The organism is Kribbella sp. CA-245084, assembly GCF_050942355.1.
In the GTDB taxonomy this organism is placed as follows: Bacteria; Actinomycetota; Actinomycetes; order Propionibacteriales; family Kribbellaceae; genus Kribbella.
Genome location: NZ_CP192053.1, coordinates 4,865,492 through 4,884,249, shown reverse-complemented (window position 1 = coordinate 4,884,249; position 18,758 = coordinate 4,865,492). Strand labels below are relative to the sequence as shown.

Annotated in this window: 18 protein-coding genes; 5 read left to right on the top strand and 13 right to left on the bottom strand. The window is 67.3% G+C overall.

All coding sequences use genetic code 11. The features are described from left to right. The 7 genes from ACQPYH_RS23430 to ACQPYH_RS23400 form a co-directional block, all read right to left on the bottom strand. Positions 1-963, bottom strand: coding sequence for a GNAT family N-acetyltransferase (locus ACQPYH_RS23430; protein WP_432875097.1), 963 nt, complete (start codon positions 961-963; stop codon positions 1-3). 13 nt (positions 964-976) lie between these two features. Continuing rightward, positions 977-1,417 (bottom strand): DUF5709 domain-containing protein, encoded by a 441-nt coding sequence (locus tag ACQPYH_RS23425; protein ID WP_432875095.1) that lies wholly within the window; start codon positions 1,415-1,417, stop codon positions 977-979. 84 nt (positions 1,418-1,501) lie between these two features. Then, the gene (locus ACQPYH_RS23420) at positions 1,502-2,701 is read right to left on the bottom strand and encodes an MFS transporter (RefSeq protein WP_432875092.1); all 1,200 of its coding nucleotides are present in this window, start codon (positions 2,699-2,701) and stop codon (positions 1,502-1,504) included. A gap of 261 nt (positions 2,702-2,962) precedes the next feature. Continuing rightward, positions 2,963-4,654, bottom strand: a complete 1,692-nt coding sequence (locus ACQPYH_RS23415; RefSeq protein ID WP_432875090.1) for a SulP family inorganic anion transporter — start codon at positions 4,652-4,654, stop codon at positions 2,963-2,965. A 246-nt stretch (positions 4,655-4,900) separates the two neighbouring features. Next, positions 4,901-5,161, bottom strand: coding sequence for a hypothetical protein (locus ACQPYH_RS23410; RefSeq protein WP_432875087.1), 261 nt, complete (start codon positions 5,159-5,161; stop codon positions 4,901-4,903). A 132-nt stretch (positions 5,162-5,293) separates the two neighbouring features. Continuing rightward, positions 5,294-6,601, bottom strand: coding sequence for a cation:proton antiporter (locus ACQPYH_RS23405; protein ID WP_432875085.1), 1,308 nt, complete (start codon positions 6,599-6,601; stop codon positions 5,294-5,296). A 49-nt stretch (positions 6,602-6,650) separates the two neighbouring features. After that, positions 6,651-9,179: a LuxR C-terminal-related transcriptional regulator gene (locus ACQPYH_RS23400; RefSeq protein WP_432875083.1), complete on the bottom strand. Its 2,529-nt coding sequence runs from the start codon at positions 9,177-9,179 to the stop codon at positions 6,651-6,653. A 344-nt stretch (positions 9,180-9,523) separates the two neighbouring features. On the opposite strand from ACQPYH_RS23400, the gene ACQPYH_RS23395 reads away from it, so the two are divergent. Further along, a complete protein-coding gene (locus tag ACQPYH_RS23395; protein WP_432875080.1) occupies positions 9,524-10,240 on the top strand; it encodes a hypothetical protein in 717 nt (238 codons plus the stop codon). A 30-nt stretch (positions 10,241-10,270) separates the two neighbouring features. Here ACQPYH_RS23395 and ACQPYH_RS23390 read toward each other — a convergent pair whose 3' ends face one another. From ACQPYH_RS23390 to ACQPYH_RS23370, 5 genes are all read right to left on the bottom strand, one after another. Continuing rightward, on the bottom strand, positions 10,271-10,720 hold the full coding sequence (locus ACQPYH_RS23390) for a DUF7144 family membrane protein (protein ID WP_432875078.1): 450 nt from the start codon (positions 10,718-10,720) through the stop codon (positions 10,271-10,273). Between the two features lie 116 nt (positions 10,721-10,836). Next, positions 10,837-11,490: a hypothetical protein gene (locus ACQPYH_RS23385; protein ID WP_432875075.1), complete on the bottom strand. Its 654-nt coding sequence runs from the start codon at positions 11,488-11,490 to the stop codon at positions 10,837-10,839. After that, positions 11,471-12,295: a hypothetical protein gene (locus tag ACQPYH_RS23380; RefSeq protein WP_432875072.1), complete on the bottom strand. Its 825-nt coding sequence runs from the start codon at positions 12,293-12,295 to the stop codon at positions 11,471-11,473. The genes ACQPYH_RS23385 and ACQPYH_RS23380 overlap by 20 nt, the downstream gene beginning before the upstream one ends. 32 nt (positions 12,296-12,327) lie before the next feature. Then, positions 12,328-13,632 (bottom strand): hypothetical protein, encoded by a 1,305-nt coding sequence (locus tag ACQPYH_RS23375; protein WP_432875069.1) that lies wholly within the window; start codon positions 13,630-13,632, stop codon positions 12,328-12,330. A gap of 87 nt (positions 13,633-13,719) precedes the next feature. Further along, the gene (locus ACQPYH_RS23370) at positions 13,720-14,019 is read right to left on the bottom strand and encodes a hypothetical protein (protein ID WP_432875067.1); all 300 of its coding nucleotides are present in this window, start codon (positions 14,017-14,019) and stop codon (positions 13,720-13,722) included. 228 nt (positions 14,020-14,247) lie between these two features. Between ACQPYH_RS23370 and ACQPYH_RS23365 the strand changes: the two genes are divergently transcribed. From ACQPYH_RS23365 to ACQPYH_RS23350, 4 genes are read left to right on the top strand one after another with little or no spacing between them, the layout of a single operon-like run. Beyond that, the gene (locus ACQPYH_RS23365; protein ID WP_432875065.1) at positions 14,248-14,748 is read left to right on the top strand and encodes a DUF1269 domain-containing protein; all 501 of its coding nucleotides are present in this window, start codon (positions 14,248-14,250) and stop codon (positions 14,746-14,748) included. Positions 14,749-14,764: 16 nt separating this feature from the next. Further along, complete coding sequence (locus ACQPYH_RS23360; RefSeq protein WP_432875063.1) at positions 14,765-15,208, top strand: hypothetical protein; 444 nt, start codon at positions 14,765-14,767, stop codon at positions 15,206-15,208. Between the two features lie 37 nt (positions 15,209-15,245). After that, positions 15,246-17,087: a glycoside hydrolase family 15 protein gene (locus tag ACQPYH_RS23355; RefSeq protein WP_432875060.1), complete on the top strand. Its 1,842-nt coding sequence runs from the start codon at positions 15,246-15,248 to the stop codon at positions 17,085-17,087. A gap of 33 nt (positions 17,088-17,120) precedes the next feature. Continuing rightward, positions 17,121-17,792: a GAP family protein gene (locus ACQPYH_RS23350; RefSeq protein ID WP_432875057.1), complete on the top strand. Its 672-nt coding sequence runs from the start codon at positions 17,121-17,123 to the stop codon at positions 17,790-17,792. On the opposite strand, the gene ACQPYH_RS23345 is transcribed toward ACQPYH_RS23350, so the two are convergent. After that, the gene (locus tag ACQPYH_RS23345) at positions 17,789-18,751 is read right to left on the bottom strand and encodes an HAD family hydrolase (protein WP_432875054.1); all 963 of its coding nucleotides are present in this window, start codon (positions 18,749-18,751) and stop codon (positions 17,789-17,791) included. The two genes, ACQPYH_RS23350 and ACQPYH_RS23345, sit on opposite strands and share 4 nt — an antisense overlap. Positions 18,752-18,758 lie beyond the last annotated feature (7 nt).

Genomic DNA, 18,758 nt, shown 5'->3' with positions numbered 1-18,758 from the left:
TCAGCTTGACTGGTCGTCGGGGGTGCCGAACAAGTAATGGGAGAAGGCCGAATGACGATTCGTGTTCTCGAGCGGCTCGGTCGGGAGTCCTCTTCCCTCCAGCTCGTCCCAGGTCGAGTCCGCAATGCGCCACAGCTGGCGTGTGATGCGTCCGGCGACTCCGGCATGCGGCGAGTTGGGGTGCGGTCTCGTCGGCGAGCTCCACTGGCGTTTCGCCAAGGCCCGGGCCAGGTCGGCGGCGCCGTCGGAACCGTGAACCTGCTCCAGGTTGGACACGATCCGCGTCTCGTACGACTCGTGCTCGGCCAGTAGCCGATGGGCCTCCCGCCAGGTCTCGGCTGTGCTGAGGTTCAGGAACCGTGCGTCGCCGTAGGCCCGGCCCTTGAGCACCCGCAGCGACTGCTCGAATTCCTTGAGATTGGCGAGCATGGCCGCGGCGTCCTCATCGGACGACGTCCTGGCGGCTGTGAGCAGGACATCGGCGGCAGCCGCGGCGTGCTGCGCGGCAATTGCCGTGAACTGGTCCGCGATCCGACGCCGGTCGAACCCGTCGGTGCTCGGGTCCTGGGAACCCGCGGCGAGCTCTCTGAGCCTGGAGTGCTGGATGTGAATCAAGTGCTGCAGTGGGTTGGAGCCGCGCTGGATCGAAGGGTGCGACGGATCGAGGACCACGAGGTACTCCGGATGCCCATCGAGGAACCGCTCAACTGCAGGGCAGTAGTTCGTGATCCGGACTTCCTCGGCGATCAGGTCGTCGAGGATCGCCTTGATCAGGGCCGTCCCCAGTCCGCGGCCGCGATGCTCGGCGGTGATCTCCGTGTGTCCCAAGACGCGCCGCGGACCAAGGACACGGAAGTCGAGGGTCCCAACCGTCGTCCCCGCCAGGAGCAGCTCGTACCTTCGCGACTCGCCGTTCTCGACCACGGTCAGGTTGCGCTGGGAGTCCTCCAGCAGGGTTCTCATCGCTGTGCGCTCTTCAGCTGACATCGTCGAGCTCCAACGGCTCGTCGTCCACAACATGGATCGCAGCTTCCTCGGCACTCGCAGCGCCTGCGTCGATTCCGACGTCGGCCGCGATGAGCTCTTCCTCGAGATCGAAGTGCGATCCCTCGTCCGGGGCCACGAGACGACCGGCGCGCTCCCGGCCGACGTCCGGGCCGTCGACATACTCCGAAAGCGTGGCGTACGGGTCGATGTCCGGTTCCTCCTGCGCAAGCCGCTGCTCGAACGTCTCACCCTGCAACGCCTCGGCGGCCGTCGTACCGAAGCCTTCACCGGCCGACCACTTCTCCGGCGGCGAATAGCCTTCGTCGAGAAGGTCGGAGACCCCTCGCTCGTCGAGCGTGTCGGAGGACTGGAGCTGGTCCTCGTCGTCCACGCTGTAACTGCCGTAATACTCCCGACTGACCTCGCTCATGGTTCCTCCCGACCGCGGGCCGACCACGTGCCGGCTCCATACGAGAGTTGGTGTCCGCCCCGGCAAGCGTGCTTACGGATAAGGTCACTCTTCCCAGTCGTGTGGGTTGCGCGCAGCGAAGGCCGTGAGCAGTGTGGCGACCAGGGCAAGTCCGGCGTACCCGCGGGCGATCTCCGGGACGGTGAAGATGTTGGACAGGCGGGCGGAGATGAGGCTGGGAATGGTCGCGCCGCTGTAGCTGAGGAGATAGACCACGGCGAAGGTCGGCGCCCGGTCAGCCAGGGTGCTGCCGAAGAGCAGGCCCCGGGTTGCGGCGCTGATGGCGATGCCTTGAGCGGCTCCCGCGATGATGGTTGCCACGATGAACAATGGCAGCGCGCCGGTGGTGATCGCTGTGATCAGGCCGATCCATCCGGCGAGGAAGGCGGTCATGCCGATGCGCTGAGCTGCCGCCGGTGAGAATCGGCCGCCGAGGGGGGCGCCCAGAGCGCTGGGACCCATGTACGCGGCGAACACGAGTCCGAGAACGAGCGAGCTCCTGGTGTGGAGTTGATCCGCGACCAGTGCGGGCACGAAGGCCTGGTAGAAGGCTCCGGTCGCCCAGGTAGCCAGGAAGACGCCGGCCGCGACTGGGAGCAGCTGCCTGACTTGGACCGGTACGCGAACGCTGGGACGCAATGATCGCCAACCACCCGGCCTCAGAGTCACTGTCTCTGGGCTGATGGCGACGAGCGCGGCCGACAGCAGGAGCAGGCCGATGACGACCAGGTAGATGAGGTCACGCGGCCACGGGCCGAACTGGACCAAGGCACCGGAGGCGATGGCGCCGACTGCGAGACCGAGCATGACCGTCTGGCTGGAAGCAACGGACGCGAGCCAGGTCGGCCTGGCCGGTGCGGTGTCAACGATGTACGCCGTGAGGCTGCTGCTGGCCAGCCCGGCACCGAAGCCCATCAAGAGCCGGCCCGCGATCAGGATGCCGATGTCGTGCACGTTCAAGAGCAGTAGGCAGGCCAGTGCGAGCAGTCCCAGGCTGGCGATGGCGACGGGCCGTCGGCCCACGTGATTGGACAGTCGTCCCAGCACCAGGAGTGTGCTGAGAGTCGCGGCGGAATAGGCGACGACGGTCAACGAGATGTCGGCGTTGGTGAACCCTTCCTCAGCGCGGTAGATGTTGAACAGGGGGATTGTCGAGCCCACCGCGGCAAACACCGCGATCAGGGACACCACCCCGGAGACGAACGCCAGGCGGAGCGTTCGGTCGCGGCGTCCCAGTTTGATCACCGGTGCCAGGTTTTGCATCGAGCCGTGCCTCTCTCCAGTTACGGGCGTCGTCGTCCATCTCATCAGCGTCGATCCGTCAGGCGGTCTTACCGAGATCAGTAAGACCGCCTGACGAACGGACACAGATCACTTGAACGATGCGACCGTCAGGTCCGCACAGAGGAGTGGAATAACGGGCGACACCAAGCAGTCTGCCGAGAGTCTGGCGATGCTTGCCGACGGCACCGAGCAGGAAAGACCTCCGGGGACCTGAGCGGCCACTCACTGATCCGGGGCATCGCCGCGGTGGTCGACCGCCCAGGTTTCCGCTTCGTGCAGGGCCTTCTCGGTCGATTCCCCGACCAGCTCGCTGGCCTCGAAGACCTGGACCGGTCCAGAAACGTCCACCCGGTCGGTACGACGTAGCAGCTCGGCAAGGCCGTGGTCCACGCCGCTGAGGTATAGCCGCCCGCCTACCGCGTACAGGGAGGCGGCGTAGTCGGCCAGCACCTTCACGAATGTCGCACCGACGGCTGTCCGGCCACGAAGCCGGAGTACGACGGCGGGGGCCTCGGCGCCGGCTGGGTCGGGCAAGTGGGCGCCGAGAGTGCGGGAACCCGCATAGAGCAGGCTGCCGTACACGTCGAGCACGACCGTGTGATGGCTCGACAGCCGCTCGGGTGCCGGCTGCTCGATCCACCGGCCGTCGCCGGCGGGCTTCAGTTCGACGACCTTGAGATCCATCGCTCCCTGGTTGAGCTGGAGCAGCAGCGACAGCGTCACGCCGATCCCGACGGCGGTGGCGACCGGAAGGAACAAGGTCGCGAGGAAGGTCGAGACGATCGCGACCTGTGAGGTCGGGCCGGTGCGCAGGATCGTCTTCAACTCGCCCGGCCTGAGCGAACCGGCGGCCGCAAAGACGAGTACCGCAGCCAGGGTGGGCATCGCGACAAGTCCGACCACGCCGGAGAAGGCCGCGAGGATGACCAGCATCCACAGTCCAGAAAAGATCGCAGCCCATCTGGTGCGGCCGCCGACTGCTTGGTTCAGAGCGGTCTGACCGACCGAACCGCCGACCGGTTGACCGCGGAAGAAACCGGACGCGAGGTTGCCGACGCCCTGGGCGATGAAATCCTGGTTCGGGTTGGAAACGGTTCCGTCGCGGTTGGGTGCGGCTTCGGCGACCCCGCTGCCCTGGACGAGAACGATGGCCGCGACGGACAGCGCTCCGGTGACCAGTGAAAACGACAGCATGCTGAGGCTGGGGAGGTGCGGCACCGGAATGCCGGACGGAATCTGCCCGACGTCTTCCACCCGTGCCACCGAATCGGCGCCGGCGATCAGCACAATCGCAGTCGGGACAACCAGCGCGACCAGTGCGCTGACCGCTCTCAGCCTCGTCCGGGACAGGCCCACGAGGATTCCGAGGGCCGTCAGCCCGGCCAGCAGGGATGCGACGTCGATCCGCGACGGATGGAGGATGACGTCCAGCGCCTTCGCCAGTGCGAATCCTCCACTGGCCTTCGCGCCGGTGAGGTCCGGGATCTGGCCGAAGAAGATGTTGGCGGAGATCCCGGTCAGGAAGCCGATCATGACCGAGTGCGACACGAACCGCGTGTAACGCCCCAGCCTTGCGATCCCCGCCGCGATCATCACCACGCCCGCGATGATCGTCAGCAGGACCAGTGCATCCGGCCGGTCCGCGGGATCCACATCTGCCAGTGCCGACCCGGCCGCCAGCGCCGCCGCGCTGGTCGTGGTGATCACCATGAGCCGGGTGCTCGACGTCAGCCCGCCCGCGATCGGAGCGGCGAAACTCGCATACAGGCCGTGGATCGGGTTCACTCCGACCAGTACGGCGGCTGCCATCCCGTCAGGCACGCTGCTGATCGCGCCCGGCAGACCGGCGACCCCGTCGGCCCGCAGGCTCGGCCGCTCCGACCGCAGGTAGCGGAGTACTGGATGTGCGCCCACCGAGCACTCCTCACGCCAGGACTAGTTGTCGAGCGTAGGGAGCGGCGGCCGGCGGGACCTCATCCCGGCGGGACGATCCGCGCGGGCGGGACGAGATCGTCCACCAGGGATGAGGCGCGGCGGTTCGGGCGGACCTAGCGTCGGAGGGGCAGGGCTCTTGGCGTCATCCTCTGAGGGGCGGATGGCGTCAAGAGCCGATTCCCTTTGTGGGGCAGCAAAATCGTGCGCGCGTCCTGGAAGAAGTCGTCATTCCGGAGCAAGGTCGTGGGACTGCGGTGGATCATCGATCTCCGCACGGCGCGTGGCTGCGCTCTCGAGGACGTCAGCTGCCACCGCGTCGGCTGAGCGGCCGAGATATTCCGCCAGCACGAACAGCAGCGTGCGCGCCTCGGCCGGCTCGATCTGGTGATACTCGGCCAGTACGCCAATTGCTTGCTCTCTGAGCGCGGCCATCTCCACGCTGTCGGCGAGCGAAGGGTCTACCTCGTCGCCGGGCTCGGAACCCATGTATACAAGCCCTCTGATTTCCCGTGCCGACACGGCACTGTCGGGACCACCGCCTTGACTGTACTCCAAAACGGTGAACGCGATGGGGGAGGGTGTCCTGGCCCCGTGTCCGTTGCCTGCCCGGCGCCTCCGTCACGGCTGGTCAGTTCGGAAGGGCGTCGGAGGTTGCGGAGAATTCTGGGCGGGACGTCGTGATCGGGGGCCGGCGCTCAGGTCTTCCTCAGCTTGTTCCAGGTGGACGTAGCGGCGTCCGAATGGACCGGCCGTCACACCGTGGAGCACCACACTCAGGAACACCGTGAGCGCAACGGCGGCGACGGCTCGCTCGACCACCGGGATGTTGCCGAGCTGCTCAACTGCCAGCAGCGCGAACACCACCGATGCCAGACCGCGTGGGCCGAACCACCCCATGAATACAACGGTTCTGCGATCCAGACCCGTTCCGAGCAGCGACAGGGCGACCGGAGCCATGCGGACCACAGTCAGGCTCAGTACGGCGGACGCGAGGAGCGTGAGGTCGAAGTTGTGAAGGGCGATCGGCACCAGCGTGGCTCCGAAGAGGAACCAGGCGGCGAGGGCCAGGACCTCACCGAGCAGCTCCGGTAGCTCGACGGCGGTATCCGCGTCGACGGCATCCTGGTCCAGTGCGGCTCTGAAGGCAATGCCGGCGACGAACGCTGCGATGAAGCCGTTGCCGCTGAGCGCGAGGGCGAGGGCGAAGCTGCCGAGGGCGGCCGCAAGGGTGCCGAGCCGCCTTGCACCCGTACTCATCCAGTGGCGTCGAGAGCCGATGGACAAGAGCCAGGCGCTTGCTGTCCCGATCGCAAGGCCGACGATGAGACCGACGGCGAGTTCGAGCAACGCTCCGCCGCTGTCGTCGGCGGCGCCGTCGTGACTCTCTATCCCGAGTTGGCCCGCAGCGACAGCCAGTGTGAAGGTGACGACAGGTGTGACGATGCCGTCGTTGAGTCCGCTTTCCACATTGAGTGCGCGACGCAGGCGCAGGGGGATCCGGCGATCGTTGATCACCTGGACGCTGAGTGCAGCGTCGGTGGGAGCCAGCGTGGCGCCGACGAAGCCTGCAAGCGCCCAGCTGAAATCGTCGAAGAGCCAGGCGGCCATGAGAGAGCCCAGGACCACGGACACCGGAAGACCGAACGCCAGCAGACGGCCAGGCAGACGAACGTCTCGTTTCAATCGTGACACGTTGACTCTGGCAGCGTCCGAGAACAACAGCAGCGCAAGCGTCAGCTCCGCGATCAGGTGGACGGACGGCGCCTCGACGTCCACCGAGAGAGGGCTACTGTCAGGATTCCCCAGTGCGTAGCCGGCGACGGTGAACACGAGCGGGCCGGTGATGTTCAAGCGGGCCAGGAGATCCGAGGTCACTGCCCACACAAGGACGAGGAGCGCGAGGACCGCGAAGGTCGCCTCTGTCACCTCTCACCTCCTGGAACCGGCGGACCTTTCAAGCTGGTACGGCGGCTTGTCAGGTCTCGGGGCGTTGGGGCAGCAGTCCCAGGTCCCATGCGCGCCGTACTGCCTCATTGCGCCGGGAGGCGCTCAGCTTGCGCAGGATGCTCCGCACGTGGCTGCGGACCGTATTGACCGAGACGTGCATGGTGTTGGCGATCTCTTCGGTTGTCAGTAGTTCGGCGAGGTACTGGAGTACCTCGTGCTCCTTGCTGCTCAAGGTGTTGGTGACAACCAGTTCGTAGCGGGTCCGACTCGATGGATCCGTCGCGCGGGCGCGCCCTGGTCCCGGTGCGTGGAGCCAGGGGTGACGCCGCATCAATTCACTGGTTGGCTGAAGCAACTTTCTCAGTCGTGGCGGCGCGTCCGAGAACGGACGGCGGAAGTGTTCGGGAGCGGCCAGCCTCAAGGCGCGATCCACCTGAACGCTGCTCCGGCGGGAGTCACCGGTTCTGATCGACTCCGCGGCTTGAACCAGGTACCTGTCGATCTGTGTCTCCAGGGACGCGGCCCGGTGCCTCACGGCCGACGGCAGGGCAGGACCCTGCTGGCCGGCCTCGATAGCCGCCCGCTGCAGCACCAGGATCGATTCGACCCGGTCACGACCAGGAGAATCCTCGATCACGGCGATTGCCTCACGTGGCAGCTGCTGACCCACGAGAATCTTCGCCTCGTTCACGACGAGGGACTGGCCGAGCCAGTCGTTGCTCCCGGCACCGTAGCTGTCGACGGCCGCCCTGAGCTCAGCACGGGCCACCTCGGCATGTCCGCCCGATCGGAGCACTCTTGCGCGGACCAGAGCCCCGAAGGCAGCCAGGACTCGTGCATCGAGCGTCGGTACGGCGTCCCCGGCGCGCTGCACCAGGTCCCGGGCTGCCGTGACTTCACCCCGGTCGATACTCACCCAGGCCTGGGCCACGATCGCTGACTGCGGCTCATCGAGGTGACCCCCGGCCTCCGCCATCGCGGTTGCCTGCTCTGCGAGCTCGCCGGCCCGACGCAGATGTCCCCACACCGCCTCGACCAGTGCGGCCATCCCCAAGACGTCCGCCAAGGCCTCGTGCAGACCGGCTTCGTCGGCGATCGCGATCGCCTCGGAGAACGCCTCCGAGGCTCCGGGGAAGTCCCCCCGCTCGAGCAGGACCCTACCTTTGCATCCGGCAACGAGTACCTTCGCCTCCGGCGGCGGGACACTCGATCCGGCCGATGCCGTTCGGAGGGCCGCCTCGGCGGCGAGCGCGGCGTCCAAGGCCGTGGTGACATCGGCCTCGAGACTCGTACAGATCGCCGTCAGCACGGTGATTGCCAGATCGTAGAAGTGGGCCGGAGACGGGACACCTCGGTCCAGGCTGGTTCGGGCCTTGCTCAGTTCCGCGGCGCACAGGTCGATATCGAACTTTGCGAGCGCTCGAACGGACCGGACCACCGCGGCACCCGCTCCGTCCAGGTCGTCGGGAAGGTCAGCGACCAACACCGGCAGGAGCGCCCGCCGGGGCCCGATCAGGAGCTTCGCGAAGTCGAGATCTTCCACCAGATACCGGGCTGCGTCGCCCCACTCCAGGGCCGTGATGGCGTGGCGGACCGCTGTCAGCTGGTGCCCGTTCTGCGCGAACCAACCGGCCGCGGTCCGGTGCAGCTCGGGGACCAGAGCCGGCCGTTCGAACAACAGTTGGGCCCGGAGGAACTCACGGAAGAGCGACTGGTAGCTGTAGCAGTCGTCGGTCCCGGGAACCAGCTGGATGAACGCGTTCCCGTGCGACATGAACTCCAACGACCGGCGGTCACAGACGCGACCTGTCAGCGCCTCGGCCAGCGCAGGCCAGAGCCTGTCGACGATGCAGGTCCGGAGCAGGAACTCCCGCTGCGCGGCGGGCTGCGCTTGGAGTACCTCGGTCATCAGGAACGCCGACACGTTCCCGATATCGCCACGGAACCCTCGGATCGTCTGGGCGGTGTCGGCCGTCCCAGCCAGGTTCATCGCCGCGAACGCCAGACCCGCCGGCCAGCCGTCCGTCCGTGCCCGGAGTTCTGCCACCTCGACCGGTGCCAGGTCAAGATTCTCCTGCCGCATCAGAGCGGCCGCCTCGTCCGGTGTGAAGGCGAGGTCGGCCGCGCGAATCTCCGTCAACATCTCGGCCAGCCGATAGCTGTGGAGAGGCAATGGCGGGTCCGTGCGGGTCAACAGGACGATCCGTGTCCTTGCGGCATCGTCGCGGATGACGCGGTCGAGGCTGTTCCCGAGCTCCGGCGTGAGGCTGAGGTCGCCGCAGTCGACCACGACGACCAGCGCAGGATCTTCGGCGCGGGCGGCCCGTCTGCGATGGAGGCCGTCGAGTACGGACTGCACCGAGGCCGCGGACTGTTCGTCGGCGGCGTCCACAGCGATGTGCTTGACCGGGCCGGCCCAGGTGCCGAGTACCTCCCACGAGAGCAGGAGCATCGTCTTCCCGAAGCCCGCGGGCGCACTGACAAGCGTCAGCGGCCGCCGTACTCCTTGGTTCACCAAGTCCAGGAGACGCTGCCGTACGACGGTCCTCCAGAGCATCGACGATGCTCCCGCCAGTGGCGTCTGTCCATCCTCGCGAATCGGGGTCCAGCGATGTCCGCGCCCTTTGTCTGCCTGTTGACCGCCCGGCATCTCCCCTCCCGGCGATTGACTGCAAGGCTCTGCCCATGCTCCCCCACGACTGAGCGACGTAGCTCACCCCGCAGGGATGAGGCGTGGGCCACGGTCGCCCGGGCCAGACCCATGACCGCTTGCGGTCGCAAGGCTCCGAGCCGTTCTCACCCCGGCGGGAGGAGGCGACAACCCGCTGGTCGCGCGCATGCTGACGCTCTGAGCTCGATGGCTAAAGACGCGATCGAGAACCGGGGCAAAGGACTGAGAACGTGAGCAAGAAGATGCGGTCATCCGGCGCCGATGGATCCGATCCCAGCACCTTCGGCAGCCGCGGCCGAACCGTCCGGATGTGGTGCGTCGACCTGACTGTCACAGCGGGCCTCGTCTGTGCGATCGCCAACTGGGGTCTGGCACGCGTGCTGATCAGCGTGTTCGTTGTCGCGACAGTGACGGCAGTCATCGCCTCGTCCACGTGGGAAGGGCATGGGCGGCCCGGGGCGCTCAGCGTCGTTCGGGTCACCCTCGCCATCGCGCTGATCATGCCGGCCGCCGTGGGCCTGATTGCAGCCCTCGGCTTCGCCGGCGTCGTGATCGTGCTGGCACTGGCGGTGACCACGCCGGCTCTGACCTCGCGCGTCTGGTCGCGACGGCGCGTGCAGGGGGATTCTCCAGTCGTACGTCCGCAGCCGGCGCGACCCCGCGACCCCGCGACGCCGCTCGCCGATGGTCCTGCGGCCACTCCGGAGCGAGAGCTCAGTTCCCTCGCCGACGTGGAGTTGTGCCTGGTCTGGCGCCAGAGCTTCTTGTTGCTGGAGACCGCCCGCACAGCTGCGGAGCGCCAATCCGTCGTCGAACTGCGGCAGCTGTATCTCGACGAGCTGCATCGGCGGTCTCCGGAGGGTTTCGCGGCCTGGCTCGCCTCCGGTGCACGAGCATCCGGAAACCCGTTTCCGTATGTCGACGATGCCCGGCGGCGAGCAAGCTGAGTCCACGACTCGCGTGCGACGAAGCGGCCGTCAGTGGGTGAAATCGCGGACATCGCGTCCGTGCACGGCCAGCGCCCAGATGACGAAGATGTCGATGGCGATGATGGTCAGCGCCCAGAACGGGTAGTACGGGATGAAGGTGAAGTTGGCCAGAGCGCTCAACGCCGCGAGGATGATGGCCACCACCCGCGCCCACGTCTGGCCCGCCATGACCGCGAAACCTGCCACCATCACGAGGATGCCGAAGATCAGGTGGATCCAGCCCCACGCGGTGGCGTCGAACTGGAACAGGTAGTTGCGGGTGCTGACATAGAACTCGTTCTCGAAGAGCGCCACCAGACCGGTAAACGTCTGGAAACCTCCGGCCAGGACCATCATGACGCCGGCGAACAGGATGAACCCGATCGCCCAGCCGCTGGCCTCGTGTTCCTCGTCCGCGCTTTCGTAATGCGATGCTGCTGCACCTTGTGCCACTGTCATTCACTCCCTTGTGCCACGCCGTGATCGGACCGTTCCGCCGTCGCGGAGGGTGACACCAGGCTGTCGAATCACCCCGGACGCGGCATCATCCTCAGGGGACGAGCCTGGCCGCCTGCTCAGACGGCGACACTGACCGGGAAGGTGGCGATCCAGGCGATGGCGATGACGAAGACGAGGCAGCCGATCCCGATGAGGATCCAGCGCAGGCGACGGCCGGCGATCTTGGTGCTCATCCCGGCGAAGAACAGGACCACGGCGTACAGGACGACGGTGAGCACATAGTTGCTGGCTGTCTGGAGGTCGCGGAGGACCTCGGCCGTGGAGGCGGCGGCGGCCGCGTCGAGCCGTTCGGCCTCCTGCGCCGACGCGAGCTGGTACTGCGGCATGGCGAAGGGCGTCGGCGGCGCAGCCGGGTTGGTGGACGGCCGGGTCGCCATCCAGGCATTGAACGCGGGCCGGAACTCCGCGCGGAAGCGGTGGGCATAGAAATCGGCGACGTCGGTTTCGCCTCGGCGATCCGCATCCACCCAGGCGATGAACGTGGCGACGTCCACCTGGCTCTGGGACTGGGACAGGCCTTGGGCCCGGGCAGCGTCGATCCTGATCGCGTTGATGCGGCCGGCCACCTTGGCCTGCTCGCCGGTCCACCTGGTCGCCTGGTAGCTGCTCCACGAGGTACCGAGGGCGGCGAGCACCAGCAGGATGGTGACGAGCACCTCCTGCCAGGTGCGGCCGCGCCCGGGCCGCTCGTCAGCGCCGGCTGCCGTCATCCGCGCACGGAAGGGTCACGTCGAGCCCGAGCAGCTTGACCTGCGAGTCGATCAGGCCGATGGTCCGTACCATCGCTGTCGGCTGCAGCCTGCCCACGCCGTCGCCGTGCGGATGGTTGAAGAACACCAGCAGGAACAGCAGGAGGGTGATGACCACCGTCACGCTGCCCATCAGGACGCCCTGCGTCAACGCGCGCTCGCGCGGGTCGGCGAAGAACAGCAGGTACACGAAGAGCACCACCGAGATCACCGACAGGACCAGCCACACGGGCGCCGGGATGATCCCCTCCGCCCCGTGCACCCTGTCGATGCGCGCCTGCTCACGAGCGGCGGTCTGGTCCATCCACCGGTCGTACGCCGACTGCTCGGTCGGCGTTCGCGGATCGACGGTCGAGATCGTCCGGAACATCTCCACGCCCCACGGGTTGACGGAATTGCCCAGCGTGCCCGTGTTCAACGAATTCCACTCGACCCCGGCCACGGACCGTGCGTAGCAGCTCAGCTCACCGGTGAGCTCCGCAGGCGTTTTGCCGGGCATGAACTGGGCCGTCTGCAGCTGCTGCGCAACGATCGTCGCCTCCGACTCGGCGCCGGCTCGCGACTGGTCGTACGACGTGAACGACAAGAAGATGATGAAACCGATCAGCACGGAGAACCCGGTGGCCAGCACGCCGAACACACCCGAGGCGCGGTCACCGTCACTGAAGTAGCTGCCCTCCGGCGCCCGCCTGCGCATGAGGAGCATTGCAGTGACGGTGACCGCCGTCGACACGATCATGACCACAGCGGCCCAGACGATGTTCATGAGCGCCTGCCTGCCGCCGCTGTCACAGCCGGCTAGTTCGCGGTTCCGGCAACGGCCTCGGCCGGTGGGACGGGACGGGAGGCGGCCGAAGCCCGGCCGGCGCCGACCAGGAGCTGCACGACGACCAGCAACAGGGCCACGAGTGCGAGCGACCAGAACAGCCTGCCCTGCGAGATGTTGTTGCCCCAGAGCAGTACGACGGCGCCCAGCAGGCCGACGGCCACGCGCAACCACCGGGCGTTGGCCGCAACCCATCGGCCCGCGGTGCCGACCGGGCCGTCGGACAGGGCTGCGCCGATACCTTCCAAACCGTCGCGGACGGCAGCACGTACGGCGGTGCCGGACTTGTTGGGTCCGGCGAACCAGCCGATGACCACGATCGCCAGGCCCAGCCGGAAGAACACCTGCCGGCCACGCTCGAGATAGGACAGCAGCGTGTCGTAGAAGACCGCGCTCGCCGGACCGAACGTCGTACCCGACAGTGCGTCGATGAACAACTGCCGTCCGACGGTCAGCGCCAGTGCGATCAGCAACGCGTTCGCCGCCAGCAGCGCTCCGATGATCACTGTCGTCCGGGGTCGCCGGCGCGAGAGCACCAGAGCCAGCAGATAGAGCAGGGCCACCACGACGATCAGCCACTGCGCCACCGGGTTCGCGAACGCGTAGATCGTTCGGAGCTTCTTCACCTCCGGCGCTTCCATCAACACGATCTGCTTGTCGACATCGGGGACAGGCACGTTCTGCAGGATCGTCAGGCCCCGATCGATCAGGCGTTGCTTGACCTGGTCGATGACCTGGGAGACGTCGAGGACGATCTGTTCACCCTGCAGCGAGACGGCTCCGCTTTGATCACCCTTCAGGATGCGCTGGAGGCTCTGCTGGGCCCTGGTGTTGGCGGCCGTCCAGAGGTCCGCGAACGCATCCGATGCGAGGAACTCCCGGACCTGGCGGTCGATCAGGCTGTTGATCGCGCCGGACAGCGGACCGACCAATCGCTGCAGACGCGGACGATCCGTGATCACACCTGCGAACACGTCGTTGAGGAGCGCCTCGATGTCGACCTGGTCCTGGATCGTGTCGGTGACCTTGGTAGCGATGGCGTCCTGCACCTCCGGCGAGTCCACCAGCGGACCGACGGTGTTGACATAGCGCGTGGTGTCGTTGAGCGTGCGCTGTCCCCAGTACGCGATCGCCGCCGGTGTGGTCAGTAACGCCGCCAGCACCAAGCAGACGATCACCGCCGCCGAACGCCCCTTCGACGACCGCTTCGCCTCAGCCGTCGCGGCCGGCACACCGTTTTCTGCACGACCGGACAGCGTGGGGTCTGGAACAGCCATGCCGCGCCTCCTCGCCGCTCGGGCTAGGGATCGATCGTCGCCGCCACGGGCGAACGGGACCTCACCCTTTACGGATGAACCTCGGCGTCAGACCTGGACGCCGCCCGGGTAGCCGGGGGCCTGGCGGCGCTGGGTCCAGCTCGCGCCCCAATGGACGACGTCGAGGAACCCGGCGAAGACGACCCAGAACCAGTCGAAGCCGGTCAGGCCGCCCCCGGTGTAGAGGACGACGTACATCAGCGTCGCGAAGGGAAGGAAGATGATGCCGAGCAGTGGCCAGAACCACGTGTCGAAGGCGGCGTCCACCAGTTTGGGACGCGCCACCCAGACGAACAGCAGTCCCAGGCGCGGAAAGAGCCCGGCAAACAAGGCGAAGAAGCACCCCATGTCAATCCTTTCGCGCACTCCTGGGCGCCCCCTCGGGGCGCAGGCCGACTTGGATCGTTGCGCGATGGCCCGATGGTGAGCATCATCCGCGCGGGGTGAACCGACCCGGGCCCGGCGCACATAGTCCGCCCGGGGTGAGGCTTTCCACCCGGGGTCGCGGCAAGGGTGAAGGCGAGAACTACGTCGGACCGCGCGCGGTCGCGGTCGCCCGATCCAGAGGAGAGACCCGTGGGATCTGACAGCAAGGCTCCGGTTTGTCTGTACATCGCCGCCTACTCGGACGCAGGGGCAGCGAGTGGTGACTGGGACGCCATCAAGCAGGCCGCTTCGGACGATGTGATCAAGGTCGAGGGGCTCGTCCTCGTCAGCCGCGACTCCGACGGCAAGATCCACGTCGACGACGATTTCCACACGGCCAGGAAGGGTGCGATGTGGGGTGCGGTCGGGGGCGCCGTCGTCGGGCTGATCTTCCCGCCCAGCCTGCTGGCGGGGGCAGCGATCGGTGCGGGTGCCGGACTCGGTATCGGCGGCCTGAAATCCCACCGGGAGAAGAAGGCGATCAAGGCTGACGTCGAAGACGCCTTGCCGCCCGACAGTTCGGGCATCGTCGCGCTCTTCGAAGCGACGTGGGTCACGGATGTGGACAAGGCGCTGTCGCATGCCGCCAAGGTCACCAAGGAAGAGGTTGACGCGGACAGCGCTGAGGAGGTCAAGAAGGCCGCCGAGTAGTCGCGGGGGAGCAGCTATGCCGCGATTCGGCGTACGTCGAGCGGTCGCCGGCGCGCTGGTGGCCGTCGTCCTGCTCGTCGTACCGATGGCCTGCAGCGACAATTCGACGCCGGCAGCAGGGGAGCCGACGGCGGATTGCGCTGCCTCGTCGGCCTTGAAGTCCTCGCTGGACACTCTCACGAAGGTGGAGCCGTTACAGGACGGTCTCACCGCGCTGAACACCGCCGTGGCCGACGTCAAGACCAGTCTGGACGCCGCGGCAGCCTCGGCATCGGATGCGCTGCGGCCCGCCGTGGAGGGCGTCAAAACGGCCTTCTCGGATTTGGAGACCGTCGCCAGTGGCGTGACCGCGGACAACCTCAGGCAGAAGGCACCGGCGATCAGCTCGGCGCTCAAGCAGGTCGGCGTCGCGGCCACGTCGTTGGGCACCGCGTTGACCGAGAGCTGTCCAGCACGCTGACGTCGGCCATCACAAGGAGCCACCAGGGAGCACCGCCATGAAGGACTATCCGTTGATCGCGGACCACGGCTTGATCGGGGATCTCCAGACCGCCGCCCTCGTCAGCACGGACGGCTCGATCGACTGGTTCTGCGCACCCCGCTTCGACTCGCCCAGTGTGTTCGGGGCGCTGCTGGATCACGAGAACGGCGGCCACCTGCGGATCCGTCCGTCGTACGGCACCTTCGAGACCAAGCAGCTGTACTTCCCGGACACGGCGATCCTGATCACCAGGTTCCTGACCGAGGCCGGTGTCGGTGAGGTGATCGACTTCATGCCGGCGACGAGCAGTACGCACGCGACCGAGAACCACCGGATCGTGCGGTTACTGCGTTGCGTCCGCGGCCGGATGACGTTCGACCTGGATATCGCGCCGCGGTTCGACTACGGGCGCAAGGCTCATCAGTGGCACGCGACCGAATACGGCGGTGTCTGCACGAGCGATGGCTCGACGCTGACCTTCCACGTCGTACGGGAGGCCGACGACGCGCATCTCGTCGAGCCGCGGGTGGACGACACCGGCGACCTGCAGGTCTCGTTCACCCTCGAGGCCGGGCAACTGCGCGGGCTGATGCTCGAGACGGCAGCCGACGGGCCGCCACGGGAGATCCGCGTCGCCGAGGCACAGCAGATGCTGGACGACACGGCTGCCTTCTGGCGGACCTGGTTGGCACAGTCCACCTACACAGGTCGCTGGCGCGAGATGCTCCAGCGCTCCGCGATCACGCTGAAGCTGATGACCTATGCACCCAGCGGCGGTCTGGTAGCCGCGCCGACGGCCGCGCTGCCGGAGCAGATCGGCGGTGAGCGGAACTGGGACTACCGCTACACCTGGATCCGGGACGCCTCCTTCTCCATCTACGCCCTGCTTCGGATGGGGTTCACCGAGGAGGCCGCGGCCTTCAGCGGCTGGATGCGGGATCGCGTGCAGGAGAAGGCGGGCGCGGCAGGCAGGCCGTTGAACATCATGTACCGCGTCGACGGCTCCTCCGACCTCACCGAGGAGACCCTCGAGCACTGGGAGGGGTACCGCGGGTCCCGCCCGGTGCACATCGGCAACGGTGCCGCCGGGCAGTTGCAGCTGGACATCTACGGCGAAGCGCTGGACAGCATGTACCTCGGCGATCAGCGGGGTCTCACCATGGGCCACCAGGGCTGGGTCGCGGTCCGGGACCTGCTCGACTGGCTCACCGACAACTGGGACCAGCCCGAGGAGGGCATCTGGGAGACCCGGGGCGGGCGCAAGGACTTCACCTATGGCCGGGTGATGTGCTGGACCGCGTTCGACCGGGCGATCCGGCTCGCCACCGCCCGGTCGCGGCCGGCTCCGCTGGACCGGTGGATCGGCGCCCGGGACGCGATCTACGACCAGGTGATGGCCCGCGGATTCGATCCGGAACGCCGCGCCTTCGTTCAGCAGTACGGCAGCAAGGTGCTCGATTCGTCGCTGTTGCGCATGCCCACGGTGGGGTTCGTCGCGCCACAGGATCCGCAGTGGCTGTCGACCTTGCGGGCGATGGACTCCGAGCTGGTCACCGACAGCCTCGTCTACCGCTACAACCCCGAGGCGTCGCCCGACGGCCTGCGCGGGTCGGAGGGCACGTTCTCGCTGTGCACGTTCATGTATGTCAACGCGCTCGGCAGGGCCGGCCGGATCGAGGAGGCACGGCTCACCTTCGAGAAGATGCTCACCTACGCCAACCACCTCGGCCTGTACTCCGAGGAGATCGCCCTCACCGGCGAGCAGATCGGCAACTTCCCCCAGGCGTTCACCCACCTCGCCCTGATCGACGCGGCCATGACCCTGGATGCCCAGCTCGACCGCAGACAGCGGCCGTGAACGAGTGCTGATCGACGAGGCGGACGGACAGGCATGGGCGGTGTGCTCGGAGAGATCCTTCCCCTGGCGCTGGGTGTCGCGATCAGCCCGATCCCCATCATCGCAGCGATCCTCATGCTGCTGTCGCCGAACGCGAAGACCACCGGCGTCGGGTTCCTGGGCGGCTGGATCGCCGGGATCGTCGTGGCGAGCGTCGTCTTCACCCTGCTGTCCGCTGCCCTGCCCGAGGACGATTCGGACGCATCGCGTCCGATCCAGGGCACGATCAGACTCGTCCTCGGCGTGCTTCTGCTCTTCTTGGCCGCCAAACAATGGCGGGGCCGTCCACATGGCCAGGCAGCGCCCGAGTTACCGAAATGGATGTCGGCGATCGACACGCTGACCCCGGCCAAGGGCATCGGCCTCGGCTTTCTCCTGTCCGCGCTGAACCCGAAGAACCTCATCATGGCCGCCGGGGCGGGCATCGCGATCGGTGCCGGCGGCCTCAGCACCACGCAGACCGTCGTCGTCGTCGCCGTCTACACGGCGATCGCCGCGAGTACTGTCGCGGTGCCTGTCATCGCCTACCTTGCGGCCGCCGACCGAATGGCGCAGCCGCTGGAGTCTCTGCGCGAATGGCTGGTCCGGGAGAACAAGGTGGTCATGGCGGTCCTTCTCCTCGTCATCGGTGTGGTCATGATCGGCAAGGGGATCGGGAGCTTCTAGCCGTCGCGGACCTGGTCTCTGTCGGCGAAGACGGTTGCCCAGTCGTTCTTGATGCTGACCACCGTCCAGCCGTCGGTGCGGGCCTGCTCGAGTGACGCCTCGGCTCCGGCGGTGTAGCTGAACTCGCGTTCCTCGTCGTCGTGCAGGATCAGCAACCGGAGTCCGGGACGCGAGGGACGCCCGGTGTAGTTGAGCATCGGGACGTCGCCGTTGGAGTTGCCGCCGGCAACGACAGGTCGCCGGCCGGTCCGGCTCCAGATGCGTACCGGTTTCATCGGGCCGTCGTCGAAGCCGTCCATCTTCGCCTGGTAGACGACCGAGCCGCCGGTGTCGTCATCGCGGTACCGGAGCCCGGCCGAGCTGCCGATGATGCGCTCGGCCGGGATGCCGTAGACCTCTTCGGTGATGGCGCGCATGAAGTCGCGGTCGCCCCCGGACGCGATGTAGGTCGTGAACCCGTAGGCCTCCAGATAGCGCAACAGTTCGACCATCGGGAGGTAGGTGCACTCCCGGAGCAGCCGCCCGAGCGTCGGGTGCTGGGTCGTCCGGAGGAAGCGCTCGGCGATCTCCGCGTAGGTGTCGACGCTCATGCCGTCGAACGTCTGGAGGATGCCGTCCAGGAGCACCTTCAGATCGCTGTCGTCGCTGTGGTAGTGCTTGGTGATCACGTCCCCGAGCCAGGCGTAGTCCTGGTCCCGGGCAGCCTGCCACGGCTGCTGTGTGTGAAGACTCGAGTCCCGTTCGGCCATCTCGGCGAGCTGCTCCAGGATGAAGCCGAGTTCGACCGGCATCGGCTTCTCGCACCACAGCGTGCCGTCGTTGTCGAACACCGCGATCCGCTCGGAGGGCGGGACGTACTGCGCCCCGCCCTCCTGCACGGCTCGGTCGACGTAGTCCACGATCGCCTGTCGTGCCGCGGTATCGTGCCAGGACGGCAGGAGGGCGTGATCCGTCGTCACAGCCGGG

Excerpts from the sequence above, each read along its gene's own strand:
- ACQPYH_RS23430 (WP_432875097.1), bottom strand. The coding sequence starts at position 963 with ATGAGAACCCTGCTGGAGGACTCCCAGCGCAACCTGACCGTGGTCGAG.
- ACQPYH_RS23425 (WP_432875095.1), bottom strand. The coding sequence starts at position 1,417 with ATGAGCGAGGTCAGTCGGGAGTATTACGGCAGTTACAGCGTGGACGAC.
- ACQPYH_RS23410 (WP_432875087.1), bottom strand. The coding sequence starts at position 5,161 with ATGGGTTCCGAGCCCGGCGACGAGGTAGACCCTTCGCTCGCCGACAGC.
- ACQPYH_RS23400 (WP_432875083.1), bottom strand. The coding sequence starts at position 9,179 with ATGCTCTGGAGGACCGTCGTACGGCAGCGTCTCCTGGACTTGGTGAAC.
- ACQPYH_RS23390 (WP_432875078.1), bottom strand. The coding sequence starts at position 10,720 with ATGACAGTGGCACAAGGTGCAGCAGCATCGCATTACGAAAGCGCGGAC.
- ACQPYH_RS23385 (WP_432875075.1), bottom strand. The coding sequence starts at position 11,490 with ATGACGGCAGCCGGCGCTGACGAGCGGCCCGGGCGCGGCCGCACCTGG.
- ACQPYH_RS23380 (WP_432875072.1), bottom strand. The coding sequence starts at position 12,295 with ATGAACATCGTCTGGGCCGCTGTGGTCATGATCGTGTCGACGGCGGTC.
- ACQPYH_RS23375 (WP_432875069.1), bottom strand. The coding sequence starts at position 13,632 with ATGGCTGTTCCAGACCCCACGCTGTCCGGTCGTGCAGAAAACGGTGTG.
- ACQPYH_RS23370 (WP_432875067.1), bottom strand. The coding sequence starts at position 14,019 with ATGGGGTGCTTCTTCGCCTTGTTTGCCGGGCTCTTTCCGCGCCTGGGA.
- ACQPYH_RS23360 (WP_432875063.1), top strand. The coding sequence starts at position 14,765 with ATGCCGCGATTCGGCGTACGTCGAGCGGTCGCCGGCGCGCTGGTGGCC.
- ACQPYH_RS23355 (WP_432875060.1), top strand. The coding sequence starts at position 15,246 with ATGAAGGACTATCCGTTGATCGCGGACCACGGCTTGATCGGGGATCTC.
- ACQPYH_RS23350 (WP_432875057.1), top strand. The coding sequence starts at position 17,121 with ATGGGCGGTGTGCTCGGAGAGATCCTTCCCCTGGCGCTGGGTGTCGCG.